Origin of the sequence: Sphaerisporangium sp. NPDC051017, from assembly GCF_040683095.1 — a bacterium.
GTDB lineage: Bacteria > Actinomycetota > Actinomycetes > Streptosporangiales > Streptosporangiaceae > Sphaerisporangium.
In genome coordinates this window covers 21736-44543 of record NZ_JBFBCI010000066.1, presented here as the reverse complement: position 1 = coordinate 44543, position 22808 = coordinate 21736, and the positions used below count along the sequence as shown (strand labels likewise).

Genomic DNA, 22808 nt, shown 5'->3' with positions numbered 1-22808 from the left:
GCCGCGCCGCGGAACAGGAACATCGTCCACAGCACGTTGAAGATCATGAACAGGATGAGCCAGGCGCCGCCCAGGTGCGAGCCGGAGAACCGCGAGCCGCGGCCGAGCTTCTTCGGCGAGTTCCTGAGCCGGATGGCCGCGAACGCGATCAGCCCGATCAGCGCCGCGACCGCGATGAAGTCCTGCAGGAACCCCAGCACCGGCCAGGTCCCGATCAACGGAATGTGGAAGTCGGGCCTGCCGGTGATCGCGCCCTGAATGAGCGCGCCGTACGCCTCCAGGTAGACCGTGGCGAGGATGAAGAACGCCCACATCACGAAGAAGTGCGCCGTGCCGGACGGCGTCCACTTCAGCAGCTTGCGCTGGCCGAACACCTCGACCAACTGCGCCTTGATCTCCGCGCCCACGTTCGCCCCGGCGTACTCGACGCGCTCCGGGGCCGGCTGGCCGCTGGTGGCGAGCCGGTAGAGGAACAACGCGCGCCAGCCCGCCAGCACGACCGCCACTGCGGTCCCACCGAGCCCGACCATCGACACCCAGAGCACGAGCCCTCCGTTTCATGAAGAATTTCGACGTGATGGCCAATTCGCACGATCCAGGCCATTCGATGCAAGCGGCGCTTGACAGGATCACCGGGTGGAAAGGTCGTGACCCAGCCGGGCCGACAGCTGCCGCAGCAGGTCCAGGGCGGCATCGGTGATGACGGTGCCGGGCAGGAAGACGGCCGCGACCCCGGCGTCCAACAGCGCGGGGACGTCGCCGGGCGGGACGACCCCGCCCACCACGATCATGATGTCGTCGACGCCGACGGCGGCAAGCTCCTCGCGTAGCGCGGGCACCAGCGTGAGGTGCCCAGCGGCGAGCGACGAGACGCCGACGATGTGCACGTCGGCCTCGACCGCCTGACGGGCGACCTCGGCCGGGGTCTGGAACAGCGGGCCCACGTCCACGTCGAAGCCCAGGTCGGCGAAGGCGGTGGCGATCACCTTCTGGCCCCGGTCGTGGCCGTCCTGGCCTATCTTGGCCACCAGGATCCGCGGGCGCCGTCCCTCGGCCTCGGCGAAGCGGTCGCAGGCCTCGCGGACGGTGTCGGCCCCGGGGCCCATCTCCTGCCGGTACACGCCGGAGATGGTCCGCACGCTCGCCTGATGCCGGCCGAACACCTTCTCCAGCGCCTCGGAGATCTCCCCCACCGTGGCGTGCGCCCGGGCCGCGTCCACCGCCAGGGCCAGCAGGTTTCCGTCCGAGGCCGCCCCGCGGGTGAGCGCGTCCAGCGCGGCGCGCACGGCCTCTGGGTCGCGCTCGACCCGGATCCTGCGCAGCCGCTCGACCTGCCGGGCGCGTACGGCGGTGTTGTCGACCTTGAGCACCTCCACCTCCGGTTGGGCGTCGGTGCGGTACTTGTTGACGCCGATCACCGGCTGGGCACCGGAGTCGATGCGGGCCTGGGTGCGGGCGGCGGCCTCCTCGATGCGCGCCTTGGGCAGCCCGGCCTCGATCGCCCTGGCCATGCCGCCGACCTCCTCCACCTCGGCGATGTGCTGCCACGCCTTGCGTGCCAGCTGCCGGGTGAGGGTCTCGACGTAGTGGGAGCCGCCCCAGGGGTCGATCACCCGGGTGGTTTCCGACTCGTGCTGCAGCACGAGTTGGGTGTTGCGGGCGATGCGCGCGGAGAAGTCGGTCGGCAGGGCGAGCGCCTCGTCCAGGGCGTTGGTGTGCAGCGACTGGGTGTGCCCCTGGGTGGCCGCCATCGCCTCCACGCAGGTGCGCACCACGTTGTTGAACACGTCCTGGGCGGTCAGGGACCAGCCGGACGTCTGGCAGTGGGTGCGCAGCGCCAGCGACCGCGGGTCTCCGGCCCCAAAGTCCTTCACCAGGCCCGCCCAGAGCAGCCTGGCCGCGCGCAGCTTGGCGACCTCCATGAAGAAGTTCATCCCGATACACCAGAAGAACGACAGCCGCGGCGCGAACGCGTCGATGTCGAGGCCGGCGGCGGTCCCGGCGCGCAGGTACTCGACCCCGTCGGCCAGGGTGTAGGCCAGTTCCAGGTCCAGCGTGGCCCCGGCCTCCTGCAGGTGGTAGCCGGAGATGGAGATGGAGTTGAAGCGCGGCATGTGGGCCGAAGTGTAGGCGAAGATGTCGGAGATGATCCGCATCGACGGGCCGGGCGGATATATGTAGGTGTTGCGGACCATGAACTCCTTAAGGATGTCGTTCTGGATGGTCCCGGTGAGCTGCTCCGGCTTCACCCCCTGCTCTTCGGCGGCCACGATGTACAGCGCGAGGATCGGCAGCACGGCGCCGTTCATCGTCATCGACACACTCATCCGGTCCAGCGGAATGCCGTCGAACAGGACGCGCATGTCGTAGATCGAGTCGATCGCCACGCCCGCCATGCCCACATCGCCCGCCACACGAGGGTGGTCTGAGTCATACCCCCGGTGCGTCGCCAGGTCGAACGCCACGGATAGGCCCTTCTGCCCGGCGGCGAGGTTGCGCCGGTAGAACGCGTTGGACTCCTCCGCCGTCGAGAACCCCGCGTACTGGCGGATCGTCCACGGCCGGGTCACGTACATCGTCGGATACGGCCCGCGCACGTACGGCGGGATCCCGGGGTAGGTCCGTGGGTCGTACTCCCCCGCCGCGGCCGGCGCCTCAAGATCCGCGGGCGTGTACATCGGCGCAATCGGGATGCCCTCCGGGCTCTCCCACGCGCCTTCGCCAGTCATCGACGGTATGTCCGGTCGGCCTGATCCGGTCAGGCCGACACCGCGGAAGTCCGGAATCACGCGCCCACCTCCAGATCCGCGAGCGTCGTCCGCAGCACGTCGACCACGTCGCACCCCGCGTACAGGTTCCCGTCCACGCCGTCGTACCGTCCCCTGCCGGCCAGCCAGATCCTGACCGCGCCCGCCTTCCGGAGAGCCTCGGCAACCGTCGCCGCGTGCTCGTCGTACATCTGGTCGCTCGAGCACAGGCAGGCCACCACGGCACCGCTCGCCGCGAACTCGTCCGCGATCATGTCCGGATCGGTGGCCGGTCTGGAGGTGATGGACTCGATGCCGCCCGCGTGGAAGACGTCCGCCGCGAACGACGCCCGCGCCACGTGCTCGCCCGCCCTCGAGCCGATGGCGGCCAGAAACACCTGCGGCCGGGATGGGCGGTCGTCGGCTAGATCACGCAGGTCCTCGAACTCCTGGGCGTAACGGATCCTCGGCAGCGCTCCCTCGGGGGTCCGTGGCGTGGGGGTGCGCGCAGGGGGCGCCTCGGACAGGTCAGGGAACCGGCTGACGCCGACGATCGGCGCCTTCCGGCGGGCGATGTCGCGCGATCTGCTCGCCCGGGTGGCGGCGATCCTGCCGGCCACGAGCCCCGACGCGAGCGCGTCGGCCATCCCGCCCGCCTCCTCGATCTCCTGGAACCACTGCCAGGCCACCTCCGCCAGGTCGGCGGTGCGACGTTCGACATACCAGGACCCGGCGGCCGGGTCGCTCACCCTGGCCACCCGGGCCTCCTCGACCAGCAATGCCGAGGTGTTGCGGGCGATCCGGCGGGAGAAGCCGTCGGGCAGGCCGACCGCGTCGTCGAACGGCCGCACGGTCACCGCGTCGGCCCCGGCCACTCCCGCCGCGAAGCACGCCAGCGTGGTGCGCAGCATGTTCGTCCACGCATCTCGCCTCGTCACCATCGCCGCCGAGGTCACCGCGTGCTGGAGTTGACCGGGCGGCCCGCCGCACACCTCTGCGACTCGCGCCCACAGCACCCGGGCCGCGCGCAGCTTCGCGATCGTGGCGAACTGGTCGGCGGTCGCCGCGTACCGGAATTCCAGCTGACCGAAGGACTCATTCACGCCGAGCCCGTAGGCGGTGAGCGTCCGAAGGTAGGCGATGCCGGTCGCGATCGAACATCCAAGCTCCTCCGCGTCGCCGGCACCCGCCTCGTGGTACGGCGTGGCATCGACGACGACCGCGCGCATGCCAGGAAGGTCGTCGGCGCAGCGGCGCGCGAGTTCGGCCATCTGCGGGAGGTGGGGTGCCGTGCCGCAGCGGCTGAGAATGCCCAATGGGTCGGCCCCCAGGCAGCCCCGCAGGGCCGCGGCGGGGACGCCGCGTCCGGCGGCCAGCGCCAGGAGCGCGTCCGCCGCCTCCCGAGTACGACCACCCGCGTCCAGCGCGATCGAGATCCAGTCCAGGTGGACGCCGTCGAGGACCCGGGGCAGGTCCTCGGGGGCAACGGCGAGCCAGAGCGAGTCGACGCCGTTCTCCAGGTCGGCCATGACGGCCTCGGGATCGGCGACCTCGTGCCGCTGCCGTACCTCCCACGCGGCGCCGAGTCTACGGCCCCCAAAGGCGTACGGGGGGAGGCCGGGAAGCCCGGGCACCGCGGGGAGATCAATGGGGTCGTACAGCGGGGCGATGGTGATGCCGTCGTAGGTCGCGCTCGCCAGCGCCCGCTCCGGCGACTCGGCCGCCTGGCCCGACCTGCGGAGAACCTCCTCCGCCAGTTCCCGCCACCGCTCCCGCGTCGCGGGAGGAAACTCCGCGCCCGACTGAAATGTCTGAGAGAGAGTCACGTCCGCTGCTCCTCCCGGCCCTTTCTGGGCAGGACCTGCGGTTTCAGCCTCCACGCTCGAGGGAGGCCGGGGCCGGTCACGCCTGGTCCTTGATCTCGCAGACGACGGCGCCGGCGGACACCGTCGCCCCCACCTTCGCGGACATGCCGACCACGATGCCGACTTTGTGGGCGGTGAGCGGCTGCTCCATTTTCATGGCCTCCAAGACGACGATGGTGTCGCCGGAGGCGACCTCGTCGCCGTCGGCGACCATGACCTTGACGATCGTCCCCTGCATGGGGCTGACCAGGGAATCTCCGCTCGCTGCGGATTTCGCCGCACCGGTGCCGCCGCGACGGCGGACGCCCGGGGCCGAAGGCCGGTTCGCACCGTCGCCGCTACGCGAGCCGGCGCCGAGGCCGGCGGGGAGTACGACCTCCAGGCGCTTGCCCGCCACCTCGACCGTGATCCGCTCGCGTTCCGCCGGGTCGGCAGACGTGCCGGGCTGACCGTCGTACGGGGCGATCGTGTTGTCGAACTCCGTCTCGATCCATCGGGTGTGGACGGTGAAGGGCTCGCCCGTGAACGCGGGGTCCTGCACGACGGCGCGGTGGAACGGCAGCACGGTCGGCATGCCGTCGATCTCGAACTCGGCCAGCGCCCTGCGGGCCCGTTGCAGCGCCTGGGCGCGGGTGGCACCGGTGACGACGAGCTTGGCGATCAAGGAGTCGAAGGAGCCCGGAACCGTCTCGCCCTGCTCGTATCCGGCGTCCATCCGCACACCCGGTCCGGAGGGGGCACGCCAGCGGGTGATGGCGCCGGGGGCGGGCAGGAAGCCGCGCCCGGCATCCTCGGCGTTGACGCGGAACTCGATGGAGTGGCCGCGCGGCTCCGGGTCTCCGTAGCCGAGCTCCTCCCCCGCGGCGATCCGGAACATCTCCCGCACCAGGTCGACGCCGGTGACCTCCTCGGTGACCGGATGCTCCACCTGGAGCCGGGTGTTCACCTCCAGGAAGGACACGGTGCCGTCCTGACCGATGAGGAACTCGCACGTCCCGGCGCCCACGTAACCGGCCTCGCGGAGGATCGCCTTGGAACCGTCGCGCAGCAGGGCCTCCTGCCCGGCGGTGAGGAACGGCGCGGGCGCCTCCTCGACGAGCTTCTGGTGGCGGCGCTGCAGCGAGCAGTCCCGGGTGGAGACAACGACCACGTTGCCGTGCGCGTCGGCCAGGCACTGGGTCTCCACGTGCCGGGGCTTGTCGAGGTAGCGCTCCACGAAGCACTCACCCCGGCCGAACGCCGTCACGGCCTCGCGTACGGCGCTCTCGTACAGGTCCGGGATCTCCTCCATCGTCCGGGCGACCTTCAGCCCGCGCCCGCCTCCGCCGTACGCCGCCTTGATCGCGACGGGCAGACCATGCTCCTCGGCGAAGGCCAGCACCTCGCCGGCCCCGGAGACGGGATCGGGGGTCCCCGCGACCAGAGGGGCTCCGACCCGCTGCGCGATGTGCCGCGCCTGGACCTTGTCGCCGAGTGCGGTGATCGCCGACGGTGGCGGCCCGATCCATACCAGCCCTGCGTCGATGACCGCCTGGGCGAATCCGGCGTTCTCGGCGAGGAAGCCGTATCCGGGATGGACCGCGTCGGCGCCGGACCGGCCGGCGATCTCGATGATCTTCTCGATGGCCAGGTACGTCTCCCCCGGCGTGGCGCCGCCGAGCGCGTACGCCTCGTCGGCCATGCGCGCGAACAGGGCGTCGCGGTCCTGTTCGGCGTACACCGCCACGCAGGCGATGCCGGCGTCCCGACAGGCCCGGATCACGCGGACGGCGATCTCGCCGCGGTTGGCCACCAGCACTTTCCGCAGGGAACCGCTCACAGAAGTCCTCCATAGGTCCATCTCGACTCCCGCCATCCCTGGGGACCGGTCGTAAGGGGGCGGCGCAACGCGTGCCGGCGCGCCAGATCACGCCAGCCGGACGGCGCCGGCGGCGTGACCGGGCCGGTGTCATGCGCCGCGAGCAGCACCACCGTCAGCGCGGCCAGTTCCTCCGGCAGCGGCGTGCCCTTGATCACGCGGAGCACCTGTGTCATCTGCGGCCCGGTCACAGCGGGATGTTCCCGTGCTTCTTGGGCGGCAGGGCGTCACGTTTGCCGCGCAGCATTCGCAGGGCTCGGACGACCTCGCGGCGGGTCTCGCGCGGCGCGATCACCGCGTCGACGTAACCGCGTTCGGCCGCCAGGTACGGCGTGGCGAGGGTGTCCTCGTACTCACGCACCAGCTCCACCCGCAGCGTCTCGGGGTCGCCGGCCGCGGCCAGCGTCCTGCGGTGCAGGATGTTGACCGCGCCCTGCGCGCCCATCACGGCGATCTGCGCGGTCGGCCAGGCGAGGTTGACGTCCGCGCCCAGATGCTTGGAGCCCATCACGTCGTAGGCCCCGCCGTACGCCTTGCGGGTGATGACCGTGACGAGCGGCACGGTCGCCTCGGCGTAGGCGTACAGCAGCTTGGCCCCGCGGCGGATGATGCCGTTCCACTCCTGCTCGGTGCCGGGCAGGAAGCCGGGCACGTCCACCAGCGTCAGCACCGGGATGCCGAACGCGTCGCAGGTGCGTACGAACCGGGCGGCCTTCTCCGAGGCGTCGATGTCCAGCGTGCCGGCCAGCCGCATCGGCTGATTGGCCACCACACCGACCGACCGACCCTCGACGCGGCCGAAGCCGACCACGATGTTGGGCGCGAACAGCGCCTGCACCTCCAGGAACTCGCCGTCGTCCAGGAGTGCGGCGATGACCTCGTTCATGTCGTACGGCTGGTTCGCCGAGTCGGGCACGACCGTGTCGAGGGCACGATCGCCGTCACTGATTTCCAGGTCCGCCGGGGACCCGAAATGGGCCGCATCGTCGAGGTTGTTCTGCGGCAGGTACGACAGCAGCCCGCGGGCATAGTCCAGCGCGTCGTCCTCGTCATCGGCGAGGTGGTGGGCGTTACCGCTGCGGCTGTTGTGCACGCGGGCGCCGCCCAGTTCCTCGAAGGTCACGTCCTCACCGGTCACCGTCTTGATGACATCCGGGCCGGTGACGAACATGTGCGACGCCTCGTCCACCATGACCGTGAAGTCGGTGAGAGCCGGCGAGTAGACGTGCCCACCCGCGCAGGCACCCATGATCAAGGAGATCTGCGGGATCACGCCCGAGGCGCGCACGTTGCGGCGGAAGATCTCGCCGTACAGGCCGAGGGAGACGACGCCTTCCTGGATGCGCGCGCCCGCGCCCTCGTTGATGCCGACGACCGGCGCCCCGATCTTCATGGCCAAGTCCATGACCTTGCAGATCTTCTCGCCGTACACCTCACCCAGGCTCCCGCCGAACACGCTGAAGTCCTGGGAGAAGACGCAGACCGTCCGGCCGCCGACTGTACCGTGCCCGGTGACCACTCCGTCGCCGGGGACGCGATGACGTTCCATGCCGAAGGACGTGCTGCGATGCACGGCCAGGGCGTCCAGTTCGACGAACGACCCGGGATCGAGCAGACGCTCGATCCGCTCGCGGGCGGTGAGCCTGCCCTTGGCATGCTGCTTGGCGGCCGCCCGTTTCTCGGCGGTGCGGATCGCCTCATCCAGACGCTCTTCGAGGCCGGTCAGGCTGGCCGCGGTGCCACGCGGTTCCATGAATCACCACATTCGGCGTAAGACTGAGTTTCAACATTAAAATACTCAGTCTCGCGAAGACCCACAACCCTGGATCCGCGACAATGGCCCCATGGGCACTCCGTCAATCGGTCACCGCCTCGCCGAGGCGGCGGTGGCGCTCTTCGACGAGAACGGGTACGACGAGACCACCGTCGACGACATCGCGGCCCGAGCGGGGGTGAGTCGCAGCACGTTCTTCCGCTACTACCGCTCGAAGGAAGACGCGATCTTCCCCGACCACGACACCCTGCTCGCGACAGTGGACGCCCGCCTGCGCGCCTCGACCGCCGGCACCGCGATCGTCGCCGTCACCGACGCGGTCCGCATCGTGCTGGCCCACTACGTGGACGACGCGGAGGTGTCGCTGCGCCGCTACCGCCTCGTCGGCCGCGTACCGGCACTCCGCGACCGAGAGATCGCCAGCGTCGCCCGCTACCAGCGCCTGTTCCGCGAATTCATCGGCACATGGCTGGCCGGAACCCCCGACGCCGACCTGCGCGCCGAACTCATGGCCGCATCCGTCGTCGCGGCCCACAACCAGGTCCTACGAGGGTGGCTGCGCGCCGGCGGCATGTACGACCCCTCAGGCCCACTCGACCACGCCCTCGGCTACGTGATCGCGACCTTCCGCCACCTCGAGCAGCCGAAAGAGGCCGGGGACGACCAGGTCGTCGTCGCCACCTTCAGCCGCTCGACCTCCCCGCAAGCCGTCATGGAAGCCATCCAGGCCCATCTGAGTTCCCGCCCCTGAGGATCCCCGCCGTCGTACAACCGTGGGCCGGACTTTCCCCTCCTCCGACGGCTCAAGACCTGATCCAGGTGGCCCTGTTCCGCTTGGCGCAAACGACGGCTTCCAGGGATGTTCGAGTCTTTCCTAAGAGTGGGCAACGAGTGGAGGCGGGCCATCTCGCGAGTCCGTCCCCAACCTCAAAGCCGGAGCACGGACAGGGCGGAGGTCACCGCTCGCCGGGCAGGAGCTCGCGGGCGAGTTCGGCGAGGGCGGCGCGGTCCTCGGCCAGTGCCTGGCGGCCGGAGTCGGTGGCGCGGTAGACCCGGCGCACCCGTCCGCCGACGGTGCGCTGCTCGGAGACCAGCAGTCCTTCGGCTTCCAGGCGGTGCAGGGTCGGGTACAACGTGCCGGGGCTGATGGCGTACCCGTGGCGTTTGAGCTCCTCGGACATCCACGCGCCGTGGATCTCCTGCTCGGCGGCGTGGTGCAGGATGTGCAGCCGCACCGCGCCGCGCAGGAACTCGCGCACCCCTGCCCCCCCTTCTTCGGCCGTGCGGTCGCTTCGGCGCACCGATGTGTGACGAAACCGATATCGGCATCCGATGCTACCGCTGGTCGTATCCGCGGTCCGCCGTCTACGGCGCCACGCCACAGGGTCGCGGTGCCGGGCCGCTCATGGACCGCAGAACCCGCCCGCGCGACGCCGCCTCGGGACGACCCTCTCCGCGTCGGCCGCCACGGCATCCACTCCGGCCCGCCGTCACGACAGCCGTGTACCGCCAGAGCGTTCCCCCGAGGGAGCCCTGCCGGCCCGCCATCGGTATCGTTGGCCGATATCGGGAACCGAATTCGCTGGAGGTCGTCATGGTCGGCACACCGGCTCCCGCCAGGCAAGGGCGGCTGGAGCGGCGTCTGGGGCCGGCCGACGCGGTGGTGATCGGGCTGGGCTCGATGATCGGCGCCGGTGTCTTCGCCGCCTTCGCGCCGGCGGCGCGCGCGGCCGGCTCAGGGTTGTTGCTCGGGCTGGCGGTGGCGGCGGTGGTCGCCTACTGCAACGCGACATCCTCGGCGCGGCTGGCCGCCCGCTATCCCGCCTCAGGTGGCACCTACGTCTACGGGCGGGAGCGCCTGGGGGATTTCTGGGGGTATCTGGCCGGGTGGGGGTTCGTGGTGGGCAAGACCGCCTCGTGCGCGGCGATGGCGCTGACCGTGGGCTCCTACGTGTGGCCGCAGCAGGCGCACGCCATCGCGGTGGCGGCCGTGGTGGCGCTGACCGCGCTCAACTACACCGGGATGCACAAGACGATCTGGCTGACCAGAGGGATCGTCGCCGTGGTGGTGGCCCTGCTGGCCGCGGTCGCCTTCGCCTTGCTCACCTCCGGCGCCGCCGACCCCGCACGGCTGGATGTGACATCCGATGCCACCGCCATAGGGGTATTGCAGGCAGCGGGCCTGCTGTTCTTCGCCTTCGCCGGCTACGCCCGCATCGCCACCCTGGGCGAGGAGGTCCGCGACCCGGCCCGCACCATCCCCCGCGCGATCCCGATCGCGCTCGGCCTCACCCTGATGGTGTACGCGGCGGTCGCGATCGGGGCTTTGGCCGTGCTGGGCGCCGCCGGCCTCGCCGAGACCGGCGCACCGCTGGCCGACGCCGTGCGCGCCGCCGGGCCGGCCGCACTGGCGCCGCTGGTGCGCGCCGGCGCCGCGGTCGCCGCACTCGGCTCACTGCTGGCGCTGATCCTGGGCGTCTCCCGCACCACGCTGGCGATGGCCCGGGACCGGCACCTGCCGCACGCCCTGTCCGCCGTCCACCCCCGCTTCAACGTTCCGCACCGCGCCGAGCTGGTCATCGGCGCGGTCGTGGCGATCTTGGCCGGCACCGCGGACCTGCGCGGCGCGATCGGTTTCTCCTCGTTCGGCGTGCTGGTCTACTACGCCATCGCCAACGCCGCCGCCTGGACCCTCACCCCGGCCGAGGGGCGCCCCGCGCCAGTGGTGCCCGCCATCGGCCTGGCAGGATGCCTGGTCCTTGCCTTCTCCCTGCCACTGTCCTCGGTCGTCACCGGCGCCGCGGTGCTCACCGCGGGCGCCGCCGCCTACGGTCTGCGCAGGGTGATCACGACCCGCGCTTCATGACATGACGGCGTGCGGCCTATATAGCGGCCTAGGGGAAACGATCGACGATATCGGCATCCGATACGCCGGTCGCCGGGATCGCGCTGCGGAAGAGAGCCGCACTCCGGCCTCGATCAAACCCGTGCTCCCCGCTGAGCCGGCTGCCGGGGACCGACAGCGGTGCCGCCCCAGACCGCCGAACGGCGGTCGAACGCGGGCTCGTATCCGCTGTGGTCAGCAGGTCAGCCGGTACGGCGAGAGTGGGCCAGAGCCAGCCCGCTGAGGACCATGGCGATCAGCCCCACCACCAGGGCCACGAAGCCCCCCACTATTCCGCCGCCGGTGCCGGGACCTCCATCGGCGGCGGCCACGACCAGACCACCGACGACCACGCCGGCCAGTCCCGCCACCAGAGCCACGCCGGCCCCCCTTCTCCCGCTTCCGGTGCCGGCACGACCGGCGGAGCGGGCCAGGGCGAGTCCGCCGAGGACCACGCCGACCAGCCCCAGCACCACGGCCACCAAGGACCACAGACGCCCGGCGGTCAACGCGTACGCACTGACGGCGGCCGGCTGCACCGAGACGTGCACGGCCGCCGGTGCGGCAACCCCGAAACCTCCGAGCAGGGCGACCGCAGTGGCGGCGAACAGGTGACGGACGGACATGAGGTGCTCCTTCTCCCCTACGACTGGACGTCGCCTGATCATGTCCGCTGGACCCACCGCCGGTCGTCCTGCGAACGCAGGCAATTCGCGCTGCCACCGATGCCGAAGCCCGGCTGCCGCAGACGCCGCAGGAGCCGCGAAGATACCGCGTGTGCGGTAGGCGGCTGATCGTCCGTGCGCATGAGTCGTCCACGCGAACATCCGGCTATGGTGCGCGCATGAGCACAGGACGGTCCGGTGTCCGGGCGGGTGCCGGAGACTGGGCGATCGCCGTCGGCGTGGCGGCGACGCTGCTGGTCACCGGACTGTCCAGGCATCCCTCCGCCACGTACGCCGACCTGCTCGGCTACACGCTCCTGACGGCCGGCGGCCTCGGGCTGGCCGCGCGCCGCCGGGCTCCGGTTCCCGTCCTGGTCCTCACCGGGCTGTGCGCGGTGGGCTACCAGGCGGCCGGTTTCGACGTGCCTGCCGTCGCGTACCTGTTCGCCGTGTACGCGGCCGTACGGGCGGGACACCGCACCATCACGGTGGCGGCGAGCGTGACCATGCTGGCCCTTCTCCCCCTCGCGGCTCTAGCCTCAGGTCTGCACGACACAGGCGAGGCGTTCGCGCAGGCCCGAGGCGCCCTGGAGCTGGCCTGGCTGATCGCGGCCGGTGCGGCGGGTGAAGCACTGCGGCAGGCCGAGCGGCGAGCGGATGAGGCCGAGCGCACCCGGGAGGAGACCGCGCGACGCCGCGCCGACGAGGAGCGGCTGCACATAGCGCGGGAACTGCACGATTCGCTCACCCACCAGATCTCCGTCATCAAGGTGCAGGCCGAAGTCGCCGTCCACCTGGCCCAAAAGCGGGGTGAACAGGTGCCGGAGGCCCTGCTGGCGATCCGGGAGGCCGGTCGGGAGGCGGCACGGGAACTGCGAGCGACCCTGGAGGTGCTGCGCGACGACGGCAAGAGCCCGCCTCATGGGCTCGACCACGTCCCGGAGCTGGTGGAACGCGCTCGGACGACCGGCCTGGACGCGAAGCTGACGATCGAGGGACACCGAAACGACGTGCCGCCCACGGTGGACCAGACTGCTTACCGGATCATTCAGGAGTCGCTGACCAACGTCGCCCGTCACGCCGCCGCCGCGACGGCGTCGGTCCGGATCGACTACCGTCCCCACGCCCTGGTCATACGGGTCGACGACGACGGCAAGGCCACTCCGGACACCGCGCCGGTGCCCGGCGTCGGGCTGCTCGGGATGCGTGAACGAGTCACCGCCCTCGGCGGTCGCCTGCGGGCGGCACCGCGCAGCGAGGGCGGCTTCACCGTCCAGGCCGAACTACCCATGAATCGAACCACATGATCCGTGTCCTGCTGGTCGACGACCAGCCGCTCATCCGCAGCGGATTCCGCGCGCTCCTCGACGTCGAGGACGACATCGAGGTGGTGGCCGAGGCCGCCAACGGGAAGGAATGCCTGGCCCTCGCCAGGGAACACTTGCCCGACATCGCGCTCATCGACATCCAGATGCCGGTCATCGACGGCATCGAGGCGACCCGGCGCATCGCCGCAGACCCGACTCTGGCCGGCGTGCATGTGGTCATCCTGACCAACTACGGTTTCGACGAATACGTCTTCAACGCGCTGCGCGCCGGCGCCGCCGGATTCCTCGTCAAGGACATCGTGCCGGAAGACTTCCTGCATGCCGTACGCGTCGCCGCGCGCGGCGACGCCCTGCTCGCGCCGTCGATCACCCGCCGACTGATCGACCGGTACATCACCCAGCCGCTCAACACCGGCATCGGCACAGGGCTGAAGGAACTGACCAACCGCGAACGCGAGGCCGTCGCCCTCGTCGCGCAGGGCCTGTCCAACGACCAGATCGCCGACCGCATGGTGATCAGCTCGCTGACCGCGAAAACCCACATCAACCGAGCCATGGCCAAGCTCCACGCTCGCGACCGTGCCCAACTCGTGGTCCTCGCCTACGAATCCGGCCTGGTGGTCCCGCGCGACTCCTGACATCCACGGTCCGCATGCCGGCCTGCCCGCCGTGCCGAATCGACCGGCACGGTGGTGCCACATCCCCACGACAGGGGCGACGATGCAACGCGCTAGTCACCACTTATCGGTACGTATCACCACGAAATCCCCCCATGCGCTCGGCCAGCACGATGCCCTCCTCCTCACAAGTCTCTGCCCCAGCAGGCACCCACCCAGCCGTGGCAGCCCACCGAAAGCCACTGATGGGTTACGGCCGGGCCGGCTCGGCGCTGCGAGCGGATGACGGCGCACGGCCGGGCTCGATGAGGGGATGTCGCGGCTGCGCGATCACCCGGGGCTCATCGAACCCGGCCCGCGAGTGCTATCGGCGTTCGGGCCGAGGTGGGCTTCAGCCCTTCACGGTGAGCACCACGCGCTGGTACGACGTGAGCGCCGGCGAGCCGTTGTCGGTCGTCTGCAGGATCAGGTGGATCGTCTGGCCGGGCAGCGCGTCCTCGGGCACCTGCAGACGCACGCTGTTCAGCTGCCGCCCTGCCGACTTCTGGGTGAGCGCGACGGTGCCCGGGTACGTGTCGGCGTCGGTGTACTGCCACCACGTGCTGGTCAGCTGGTCGCCGTCCGGGTCAACGGTCAGCCCGTTGATGACCACCGACTGGCCGCGCGAAACGGTCCGGTCCAGCGGCCCGGCCACCTTGACGGTCGGTTCGTGGTTCGCCTTGGAGTACTTCGGCGTGACGCTCCATTTGAACCTGGCGGCGAAGTCCTGCTGGGCCGCGCCGAACCAGCGGCTCGCGGCGTAGGACGTGGACGGCGTGCCGGAGGCGTTGACATCCGCCCCGTTGCGCCCGCCCCAGCCGCCGTAGCTCGCGTCGACATAACCACGCAGACCGTTGTCGAGCAGGTTCATGTAGATCGAGGTGTCACCCTCGGAGATCCATGATCCCTTCTCCTGAGGCGCCGTCCACACCACATAGCCCATCGCCTTGAGCTGCTCGGTGGTCAGGCCGGAGAAGCCGAAGAAGTCGAAGATGTCGCCGGGGACCATCTGCTTCCCATCGCCCCAGACCCGGTAGAACTCACCGAACGGCCCGACGCCGGACACGTTGGCCTTCGTCCACTCGGCGGACAGGTACTTGGCGTCCTGCGGGAGCACCGCACCCCGGGCGCCATAGCCCCAGATGCTGGTGGACATCTGCCGGAACTCCAGGTCCGGCCAGTTGGGCTTGATGTAACCGGCGTAGGTGCCGTCCTGGTCGCCGAAGGACTGGATGATCCCCTTCTGCGACACCTTCTTGTAGATGGCGGCCCACTGTGGCGTGTTCTGATACTGATCCTTGATCGACTTCAGCGCCCGGGCGATCGTGCTCTGACCCGCGCCGGTGAGCAGATAGACGGGGCCGGGCCGATCGTCGAGCAGCGACCGCTTGATCAGCTCGGATCCGGCGGTGTCCTTGGAGATGTCGCCGTCGAACTCGATGTTGCCGGTGAGGATCTTCGACTTCAGCTCCTGCGGGGACGGGTAGCCCCTGGCGTGCACCCGCAGGTTGGGGTAGACCTTCGCGTAGATGTCCACCGCGTCATCGATGAAGCGCTCGCCCTGCTTCCACCGCCATGACGTGCACGGGCACAGGTTCAGTCCGAACCGGGTGTACTCGCGCCCCGGCACGAACCATTTGGTGCCCTTTCCGTCGCCGGCCCAGTGCACACCACTGCTCGAGTAGACCAGGCCCTCGGTGTCGAACTCGTTGCTGTACAGCAGGTAGCGGATGAGCGTGTTCTGGTCGTCCAACTCCGGGTCGTGCATGAGGATGACGCGCGGCTTGTCACCGTGCCCGTTGCCGCCTCGGGGCTCGACGCCGAGCGGAGGATCCAGCAGCGTCGCCGATGCGGAGGCGGCGCCGCCCATCGAGACCATGGTTCCCACGAGCGCGATCAAGGTGACGAGACGCCGCCCTCGTCGCCGGGGGCGTCTGGCGGTTGTCTGGGGTGTTACGTGCATGAACCCTCCTTGGTGGCCCGAGTTCACCCGCACGATCAGGGGGATCTCTCCGCGAAACGGGGGGTGAATGTTTATGCGGGCCCGACTTGAGATGAACCATTAACCAGCCGGAAACAAATGTCAAGGGTTTGGAGATCGGTGGATCGTACCCGGATGTCGGCTTCGCCCTGTCGCATCCCGTCGATCCGGCAACGGGCGGCCCCCACATCGAGCGTCGCCCGGTCACACCCGCCGGCCCCGGGGATCGCTCCGAATCACCCCTCCGACCAGGCATACTCCGGACCCCCCCGACCCGCACCGTCCGGCGCGGCCCGCGCAGGCGAGGTCTGGTTCATCACTGTTCGCGATCAACGCGAGGGAACGCCCAAGCCCAGGCTCATGACAACGGACCTCACCGGGCACGCAGGGTGACGATGAAGCCCTGCGATGGCATCCCTCGGATCCTTGACACTCGCTTTAATCCTCCCGTAACTTGCACGCATGTCTGATCGTGATCGCATAAACATTCAAGATGAGGGTGAGCCGGTCTTCGGGGCCGGCATCTGGCACTTCGCGACGTACGTCGACCGGTACGCGACCGACGGGTACGGCGAGCCGCGGACGGTGCTGGATGCCATCGAGCTCGCCGGAGCGGTCGGGGATCTGTCGGTCGTCGACCTCAACTGGCCTTTCCCTCCCGGTGGGATAGGTACCGCCGAGGTGAAGGACGCACTCGCCGCGCAGGGCCTGCGCGCCATCGCCGTCACGCCGGAGATCTACACCGGCAAGTTCGCCAAGGGCGGGTTCACCAACCCTGACCCCGCCGTTCGCCAGGACGCCATCGACCTGGTGGCGGCCTCGGCCGAGGTCGGACGCGAGCTCGGGATCGATTACGTGAAGTTGTGGCCCGGTCAGGATGGTTATGACTATCCCTTCCAGGCCGACTACACCGACCTGTGGGACAAGTCGGTCGGCGCCGTTCGGGAGCTGGCGCGGGCGTTCCCCGACCTGAAGTTCGCGATCGAGTACAAGCCGCGTGAGCCGCGCAACCGGATGGTCTTCTCCTCCGTCGCACGCACGCTGCTCGCGATCGAGGACATGGGGGTGGACAACGTCGGCGTTCTGCTCGACTTCGGCCACTCCCTGTACGGCGGAGAGACACCGGCAGAGGCGGCACGGATGGCGATCGCCCGGAACAAGCTGTTCGCGATCGACGTCAATGACAACTTCCGGGGCTGGGACGACGACATGGTCGTCGGGTCGGTACACCTGCTGGAGACCTTCGAGTTCTTCTTCGCCCTGCGCGACGCGGGCTGGCAGGGCGTCTGGCAGCTCGACCAGTTCCCGTTCCGCGAGGACTCCGTCGAGGCGGCACGCGCGGGAATCCGCACCATGCGTGCCTTCCACCACGCGCTCGGTCACCTCGACCGCGAGGAACTCGCCGAGGCGCAGGCCGCGCAGGACGCCCTCGGCGCCCAGCGCATCGCGAAGCGAGCCCTCTACCGGGCGCTTGCGGAAAGCGAGTCCGCATGACCACCCTGGAAGTCGCGCCCCGGCCGCTCCAGCTCGACGAGGACGCCGCCGCGGTGTACGTCGAGAAGAGCGCTCGCCTTCGTGCCGCCTCTCCCGCGCAGGCGGCTCCGGAGCTGGCCGAAATCTCCACCCGGATCCGGCGTGACGTTCTCACCACCATCCAGGCGGCTCAGATGGGGCACGTCGGCGGTGACCTGTCGGTGACCGACCTGCTCGTGACCGCCATGTGGGGCACCCTCAAGCTCGACCCGCACGCTCCGGCCAACCCGCTGCGCGACCGGTTCGTGCTGAGCAAGGGGCACTGCGCGGCGGCCCTGTACTCGACGCTGGCGTCCTGCGGGTTCTTCCCGCAGGGACGGCTGAGGGAGTTCATGGCGCCGCTGTCGCCGTTGAACGGCCACCCGGACCGGGTGAAGGTGCCCGGGGTGGAGACCAACACCGGCCCGCTGGGGCACGGTTTCCCGGTCGCCACGGGCTGCGCGCTCGGCGCCAAGCTCCGCGGCGAGACCTGGCGCACCATCGTCGTGCTGGGTGACGGGGAGATGCAGGAAGGCAGCAACTGGGAGGCGGCGATGACGGCCGCCCACTACCAGCTGGCCAACCTGACGGCCGTCGTCGACCGCAACCGGCTGCAGCAGGGCGCCCGTACCGAGGACACCAAGTCGCTGGAGCCGCTGGACGCCAAGTGGGCGAGCTTCGGCTGGGAGGTCCGGGTCATCGACGGCCACGACCACGAGGCCATCAAGCAGGCGTTCGCGCCGTCGTCGACGGGCCGGCCCGTCGCCGTCGTCGCCAACACCGTCAAGGGGAAGGGCGTGTCGTTCATGGAAGACCGGGTCGAGTGGCACCACAAGGTGCCCACCGACGAGCAGGTCCGCCTCGCGCTCGAGGAGCTGAGCCGATGACCGCCGTGGCCGAGAAGGCCCCCACCTTCGACTGCCGGGCCGACTTCGCCGACGAGCTCGCCATCCTGGCCCGCGCCGACGAACGAATCGTGGCGGTGTGCAACGACTCCGTCGGGTCGAGCAACCTGGTCAAGTTCCGTGAAGAGTTCCCCGACCGGCTCATCAACGTCGGCATCGCCGAACAGGACCTCGTCGGCGTCTCGGCGGGGTTGGCCAACGCGGGCTTCATCCCCTTCGTGTCCGCCGCCGCGCCGTTCCTCACCGCACGCGCCATGGAGCAGATCAAGGCGGATGTCGCCTACAGCGGCCGGCACGTGGTCCTGTGCGGACAGAGCCCGGGCATGGCCTACGGCGAGCTCGGCCCCACCCATCACTCCATCGAGGACCTGTCCTGGATGCGGGCCGTTCCCCGGCTGCAGATCGTCGTCCCCGCCGACCCGCTGGAGACGCGAAGCGCGGTCCGCTGGGCCGTCGAGAGCGGCCGTCCCTCATATATACGTATCCCTCGTTTCAAGGTGCCGGCGGTCACTCCCGCGAACACGCCGTTCGAGACGGGCCGGGCGACCCGGCTCGTCGACGGCGGCGACGTGACCCTGATCGCGATCGGGACGATGGTCTCCCGAGCTCTCGAAGCCGCGGTGTCGCTGCGCGAACAGGGTCTGGCGGCACGGGTGGTCAACATGACGTTCGTCGAACCATTGGACGTGGCGGAGGTCCTCGCCGCGGCCCAGGACACCCGAGCGATCATCACGGTGGAGGAGGGACTGGTCTCCGGCGGCCTGGGGGCCGCGGTCGCCAGGGTCGTCGCGGAGAACCGGCCCGTCCCGGTCCGCATGCTGGGCGTGCCCACGTTCGCGCCGACGGGAAGCACGTCCTTCCTGCTCGACCATTTCGGTCTCAACGCCGCGGGCATCGCCGCGGCAGCCCGTGAGGCCCTGGGACGAGTCTGATGGAATCGCTCGTCCTCGCCATCGACCAGGGCACCAGTTCCACCAAGGCCCTGCTGGTCAACGCCGCCGGAGAGCTCGTCGCGCGCGCGAGCGTGCCCGTGTCCCAGAGCCATCCGGCGCCCGGACTGGCGGAGCAGGACGCCGGGGAGTTGCTCGGCAGCGTCCGCGACGCGGTCGCCGCCTGTCTGCGCGGCTTCGACGCCCGGGCCGTGGCGGGGATCGGGCTGAGCACCCAGCGCGAGTCGGTGGTGTTGTGGGACGCGGTGACGGGCGGACCGGTCGCGCCGCTGATCAGCTGGCAGGATCAGCGAGGCGCGGTCCGGGCGGCCGAGCTCATCGACAGGGGGTACGGGGACCTGGTCCGGCGCCGGACCGGGCTCCCGCTCGACCCGATGTTCTCGGCGCTGAAGATGGCGGCCTTGCTCGACCGCCATGACCCGTCACGCGAACGCAGCGAACGCGGCGAACTGCGGCTCGGCACCGTCGACGCATGGCTGCTCACCTCGCTCACCGGCAGCTTCGTCACCGAGATCGGCAACGCCTCCCGGACCCAGCTCCTGGACCTCGAGACCGGGGACTGGGACGAGGAACTGCTGGAGATCTTCGGTGTTCCCCGCGCGGCGCTGGGCCGCGTGGTGCCCTCGACCGGGCCCTTCGGCGAGACCGGTGATCTCGCCCCGCTCCCCGCGGGGGTGCCGGTGCTGGCGGTGCTGGGAGACTCGCACGCCGCGTTGTTCGCGCACGCGGGCTGGAGACCGGGCGTGGTCAAGGCGACCTACGGCACCGGGTCATCGGTGATGACCGTCGCCGGGACGCGCGGTCCGGCGGGCGCCGTGTGCGACACGATCGCCTGGTCCACCGGGCGGCCGACCTTCGCCTGCGAGGCCAACATCCGCTCCAGCGGGCGAACGCTGACCTGGCTCGCCGAACTGCTGGGCATCTCCATGGACGTGCTCGTCGACCTGGCGGCGGGAGCGGACGCCGGTGACGTCACGCTCGTACCCGCCTTCGGTGGTCTCGGCGCCCCGTGGTGGGACTCCCGGGCGGTGCCGGTCCTGGCCGGCTTCGACTTCGGCACCGGGCGGGCACAGCTCGCCCGCGCCGCGCTGGAATCGGTGGCGCATCAGGTCGACGACGTACTGGCGGGCATGCCCGATGCCGATCGGGTCTTCGCCGACGGCGGCCTTACCCGTAGCGGTGCGCTGATGCAGCTGCAGGCCGACCTCAGCGTGGTCGAGGTGGCCCGTACCCGGCACCACGAACTGTCGGCCGCCGGTGTCGCCGACCTCGCCGGTCTGGGCCTGGGGCTCTGGACCACCGGCGACCTGGAACAGCGGGCCGACAGCGGCCTGGAGGTCTTCACTCCGGCCTGGAGCGACGATCGGCGCGGCACCGCCGTCGCACGGTGGCATGCGGTTCTGAGGACCGCCCGCGACCTCGGCGCGCACGCGATTGAGAGGATGTCATGACGACAGCGCAGGAACCGCGATCCGGCTGGAACACTCCGGACCGCCACGGCCGGCTCACTCTCGGCCGCGGCAGCCTGATCGCGCTCGCGCTCCTGGTCGTCGCGATGCTGGCCGGCACGACCTACCGCTCCGACAGCGCCCCGCGAGCCGAGGAGACCGGAAAGTTCGACCCGGCCGGCTACGGCGCGCAGACCTACGAGCCGAAGGTCGTGCCGGCGATCCGGCAGAAGGCCGTCGACATCGTGACGCTGCACAAGGCGATCGCGGCCGGCGCCGACGCGGCCGGCACGCAGTACGGCAACCGCGAGGGCACCGGACCCTACAGCTACGCGGTCACCTTGACCGGAACCGCCGGCGCGGCCGAGAGCGGCCTCCTCCCGGTGACGGTGCCCGGGGTCGGCAAGACCCGCGTTTCTGTGCAGATCGGTCCGGCCATCAACGGCACGGCCCTGCGGGACGCCGTCGGATTCATCAAGTTCGGCCAGTTCACCAACCAGGTCGACTACGCCGACGCGGGTACCGCCCTGAACGACCAGGTGAAGTCCAAGGTCCTGGCGTCCCTCGACGTCGCCTCGCTCAAGGATAAGAAGATCACGGTCGTGGGAGCGATGACCCCGCTGACCGCCGACGTGCTCACGATCACGCCGATCTCCATCGAGGCCGTGTCATGACCACCACGACACCTCGCCCCGGCATCACCACGGCCCCGGTCGCGCCCGTCCTGCGGGCCGTCGACGTCACCAAGGTGTACGGCGGCACGCAGGCGCTCAAGGGCGTCTCCCTCGACATCGCTCCGGGACGTGTGACGGTGCTGTTCGGCGAGAACGGCGCGGGAAAGTCGACGCTGATGAAGATCCTCAGCGCGGTGGAATCGCCCACGACCGGGTACGTCGAGCTGGACGGGCAGGTGGTCGAGTTCGGCAGTGCGCGGGACGCGGCCGACCGCGGTATCTCGATCATCCACCAGGAACTCAGCCTGTGCCCGAACCTGAGCATCCAGGACAACCTGTTCCTGGGACGCGAACGCACCCGCGGCGGCGTCCTCGTCGACGGCTCCACCGAGCGCGCGCTGGCCACGACCGTGCTCCGGCGCCTGGACGAGGCCCTCGACCCTGATCAGCCGGTCGGGGAGTTGCGGCTGGGCCAGCAGCAACTGGTCGAGATCGCCCGCGCGCTGCTGCAGAAGGCCCGGATCCTGATCATGGACGAGCCGACCTCCGCGCTCAGCGCGCCGGAGGTGGAGACCCTCTTCCAGGTCATCCGCGAACTGACCGGCCAGGGTGTGGCGATCGTCTACATCTCCCACCATCTCGAAGAGGCGCTCGACATCGCCGATGACGTCGCCGTGCTCCGCGACGGCTCCATGGTCGCGGCCGCCGCGGCGGCTGACGTCGATCTCGCCTGGGTCGTGCGGAAGATGGTCGGACGAGAGCAGGACGAGCTCTTCCCCGTCCGCGATCCCCACCTCGGGCCGGTCGTCCTCGAGACGATCGAGCTGTCCGTCGCCGATGCCGCCAACCCCGACCGTCTCGCCGTCGACGGCGTCTCGCTGAGTGTCCGCGCCGGTGAGACGGTCGGCATCTACGGACTCATGGGCAGCGGCCGTACCGAACTGCTGGAATGCCTGGCCGGTCGGCTGCACGCCGACTCCGGGCAGGTGCTCATGCACGGCGGCACGCTCACCGGCAACGTCCGCCAACGGATCCGGGCCGGACTGGCCCTGGTCCCCGAGGACCGCCAGCGCGACGGCCTGGTCCAGACCATGAGCGTCGGGCAGAACCTCTCCCTGGCCGCCCTGACCATGTTCGTCCGGCGCCTCTTCGTGAACCGAAGCCGGGAACGCGCCGCGGTCGAGTCGATGATCTCGGATGTCACCGTCAAGACCGCCGGCCCCGACGCCCCGATCGGCTCGCTCAGCGGCGGCAACCAGCAGAAGGTCGTCATCGGCAAGGCGCTGATGACAGGCCCGCGCGTGCTGTTGCTCGACGAGCCGTCCCGGGGAGTCGACGTCGCCGCCAAGGCCGACGTCTTCAAGCTGATGGCCGAGCAGGCCGAACGCGGCCTGGCCGTCCTGTTCACCACATCCGAGACCGAAGAGGCGCTGCGCATTCCCGACCGGCTGCTCGTTCTGGTCCGCGGCCGCCTGGTCGCCGACCTGCGCGCGGGTGAGATCACCCGAGACCGGCTGATGAGCCTGGCCGACGGCGCCGACACCACCGAAGAGGCGTGACC

The 22808-nt window shown here is 70.2% G+C and carries 18 protein-coding genes and 1 pseudogene; 10 read left to right on the top strand and 9 right to left on the bottom strand.

Going from position 1 to position 22808, the window contains the following annotated elements; genetic code table 11:
* The 6 genes and pseudogenes from AB0M95_RS34570 to AB0M95_RS34545 all read right to left on the bottom strand — a co-directional run.
* Positions 1–545, bottom strand: a pseudogene (locus AB0M95_RS34570) (Fe-S oxidoreductase); the annotation flags it as partial.
* An 84-nt stretch (positions 546–629) separates the two neighbouring features.
* The gene (gene scpA / locus AB0M95_RS34565; RefSeq protein ID WP_363773950.1) at positions 630–2729 is read right to left on the bottom strand and encodes a methylmalonyl-CoA mutase; all 2100 of its coding nucleotides are present in this window, start codon (positions 2727–2729) and stop codon (positions 630–632) included.
* Between the two features lie 56 nt (positions 2730–2785).
* Positions 2786–4573, bottom strand: coding sequence for a methylmalonyl-CoA mutase family protein (locus AB0M95_RS34560; RefSeq protein ID WP_363773947.1), 1788 nt, complete (start codon positions 4571–4573; stop codon positions 2786–2788).
* A gap of 76 nt (positions 4574–4649) precedes the next feature.
* Positions 4650–6419, bottom strand: coding sequence for a biotin carboxylase N-terminal domain-containing protein (locus AB0M95_RS34555; RefSeq protein ID WP_363773953.1), 1770 nt, complete (start codon positions 6417–6419; stop codon positions 4650–4652).
* An 8-nt stretch (positions 6420–6427) separates the two neighbouring features.
* A complete protein-coding gene (locus AB0M95_RS34550; RefSeq protein ID WP_363773944.1) occupies positions 6428–6661 on the bottom strand; it encodes an acyl-CoA carboxylase subunit epsilon in 234 nt (77 codons plus the stop codon).
* Positions 6658–8223 carry an acyl-CoA carboxylase subunit beta gene (locus AB0M95_RS34545; RefSeq protein WP_363773941.1) on the bottom strand — a complete coding sequence of 522 codons (1566 nt, stop codon included), beginning with the start codon at positions 8221–8223 and terminating at the stop codon, positions 6658–6660. The genes AB0M95_RS34550 and AB0M95_RS34545 overlap by 4 nt, the downstream gene beginning before the upstream one ends.
* A 91-nt stretch (positions 8224–8314) precedes the next feature.
* Here AB0M95_RS34545 and AB0M95_RS34540 point away from each other — a divergent pair, with 91 nt between their 5' ends.
* On the top strand, positions 8315–8995 hold the full coding sequence (locus AB0M95_RS34540) for a TetR family transcriptional regulator (RefSeq protein ID WP_363773938.1): 681 nt from the start codon (positions 8315–8317) through the stop codon (positions 8993–8995).
* Positions 8996–9200: 205 nt separating this feature from the next.
* Here AB0M95_RS34540 and AB0M95_RS34535 read toward each other — a convergent pair whose 3' ends face one another.
* On the bottom strand, positions 9201–9503 hold the full coding sequence (locus tag AB0M95_RS34535) for a PadR family transcriptional regulator (protein WP_363773935.1): 303 nt from the start codon (positions 9501–9503) through the stop codon (positions 9201–9203).
* Between the two features lie 335 nt (positions 9504–9838).
* Here AB0M95_RS34535 and AB0M95_RS34530 point away from each other — a divergent pair, with 335 nt between their 5' ends.
* Positions 9839–11110: an APC family permease gene (locus AB0M95_RS34530; RefSeq protein WP_363773932.1), complete on the top strand. Its 1272-nt coding sequence runs from the start codon at positions 9839–9841 to the stop codon at positions 11108–11110.
* Positions 11111–11331: 221 nt separating this feature from the next.
* Here AB0M95_RS34530 and AB0M95_RS34525 read toward each other — a convergent pair whose 3' ends face one another.
* A complete protein-coding gene (locus AB0M95_RS34525; protein WP_363773929.1) occupies positions 11332–11754 on the bottom strand; it encodes a DUF6223 family protein in 423 nt (140 codons plus the stop codon).
* Between the two features lie 218 nt (positions 11755–11972).
* Here AB0M95_RS34525 and AB0M95_RS34520 point away from each other — a divergent pair, with 218 nt between their 5' ends.
* Together AB0M95_RS34520 and AB0M95_RS34515 are read left to right on the top strand one after the other, a co-directional pair.
* Entirely contained in the window at positions 11973–13100 is a 1128-nt protein-coding gene (locus AB0M95_RS34520) for a histidine kinase (protein ID WP_363773926.1), read from the top strand.
* A complete protein-coding gene (locus tag AB0M95_RS34515; RefSeq protein ID WP_358514164.1) occupies positions 13097–13759 on the top strand; it encodes a response regulator transcription factor in 663 nt (220 codons plus the stop codon). The genes AB0M95_RS34520 and AB0M95_RS34515 overlap by 4 nt, the downstream gene beginning before the upstream one ends.
* 370 nt (positions 13760–14129) lie before the next feature.
* Here AB0M95_RS34515 and AB0M95_RS34510 read toward each other — a convergent pair whose 3' ends face one another.
* Positions 14130–15740 (bottom strand): nucleoside hydrolase-like domain-containing protein, encoded by a 1611-nt coding sequence (locus AB0M95_RS34510; RefSeq protein ID WP_363773923.1) that lies wholly within the window; start codon positions 15738–15740, stop codon positions 14130–14132.
* A 480-nt stretch (positions 15741–16220) separates the two neighbouring features.
* Here AB0M95_RS34510 and AB0M95_RS34505 point away from each other — a divergent pair, with 480 nt between their 5' ends.
* The 6 genes from AB0M95_RS34505 to AB0M95_RS34480 are packed head-to-tail and all read left to right on the top strand — an operon-like array spanning position 16221 to position 22806.
* Entirely contained in the window at positions 16221–17252 is a 1032-nt protein-coding gene (locus AB0M95_RS34505) for a TIM barrel protein (protein ID WP_363773920.1), read from the top strand.
* Positions 17249–18157, top strand: a complete 909-nt coding sequence (locus AB0M95_RS34500) for a transketolase (RefSeq protein WP_363773917.1) — start codon at positions 17249–17251, stop codon at positions 18155–18157. The genes AB0M95_RS34505 and AB0M95_RS34500 overlap by 4 nt, the downstream gene beginning before the upstream one ends.
* Complete coding sequence (locus AB0M95_RS34495; protein ID WP_363773914.1) at positions 18154–19107, top strand: transketolase C-terminal domain-containing protein; 954 nt, start codon at positions 18154–18156, stop codon at positions 19105–19107. Before AB0M95_RS34500 ends, AB0M95_RS34495 begins: the two co-directional genes overlap by 4 nt.
* Positions 19107–20576 (top strand): FGGY family carbohydrate kinase, encoded by a 1470-nt coding sequence (locus tag AB0M95_RS34490; protein ID WP_363773911.1) that lies wholly within the window; start codon positions 19107–19109, stop codon positions 20574–20576. Before AB0M95_RS34495 ends, AB0M95_RS34490 begins: the two co-directional genes overlap by 1 nt.
* Positions 20573–21247: a DUF2291 domain-containing protein gene (locus AB0M95_RS34485; protein ID WP_363773908.1), complete on the top strand. Its 675-nt coding sequence runs from the start codon at positions 20573–20575 to the stop codon at positions 21245–21247. Before AB0M95_RS34490 ends, AB0M95_RS34485 begins: the two co-directional genes overlap by 4 nt.
* A complete protein-coding gene (locus AB0M95_RS34480; RefSeq protein WP_363773905.1) occupies positions 21244–22806 on the top strand; it encodes a sugar ABC transporter ATP-binding protein in 1563 nt (520 codons plus the stop codon). The genes AB0M95_RS34485 and AB0M95_RS34480 overlap by 4 nt, the downstream gene beginning before the upstream one ends.
* The last annotated feature ends 2 nt before the right edge of the window (positions 22807–22808 follow it).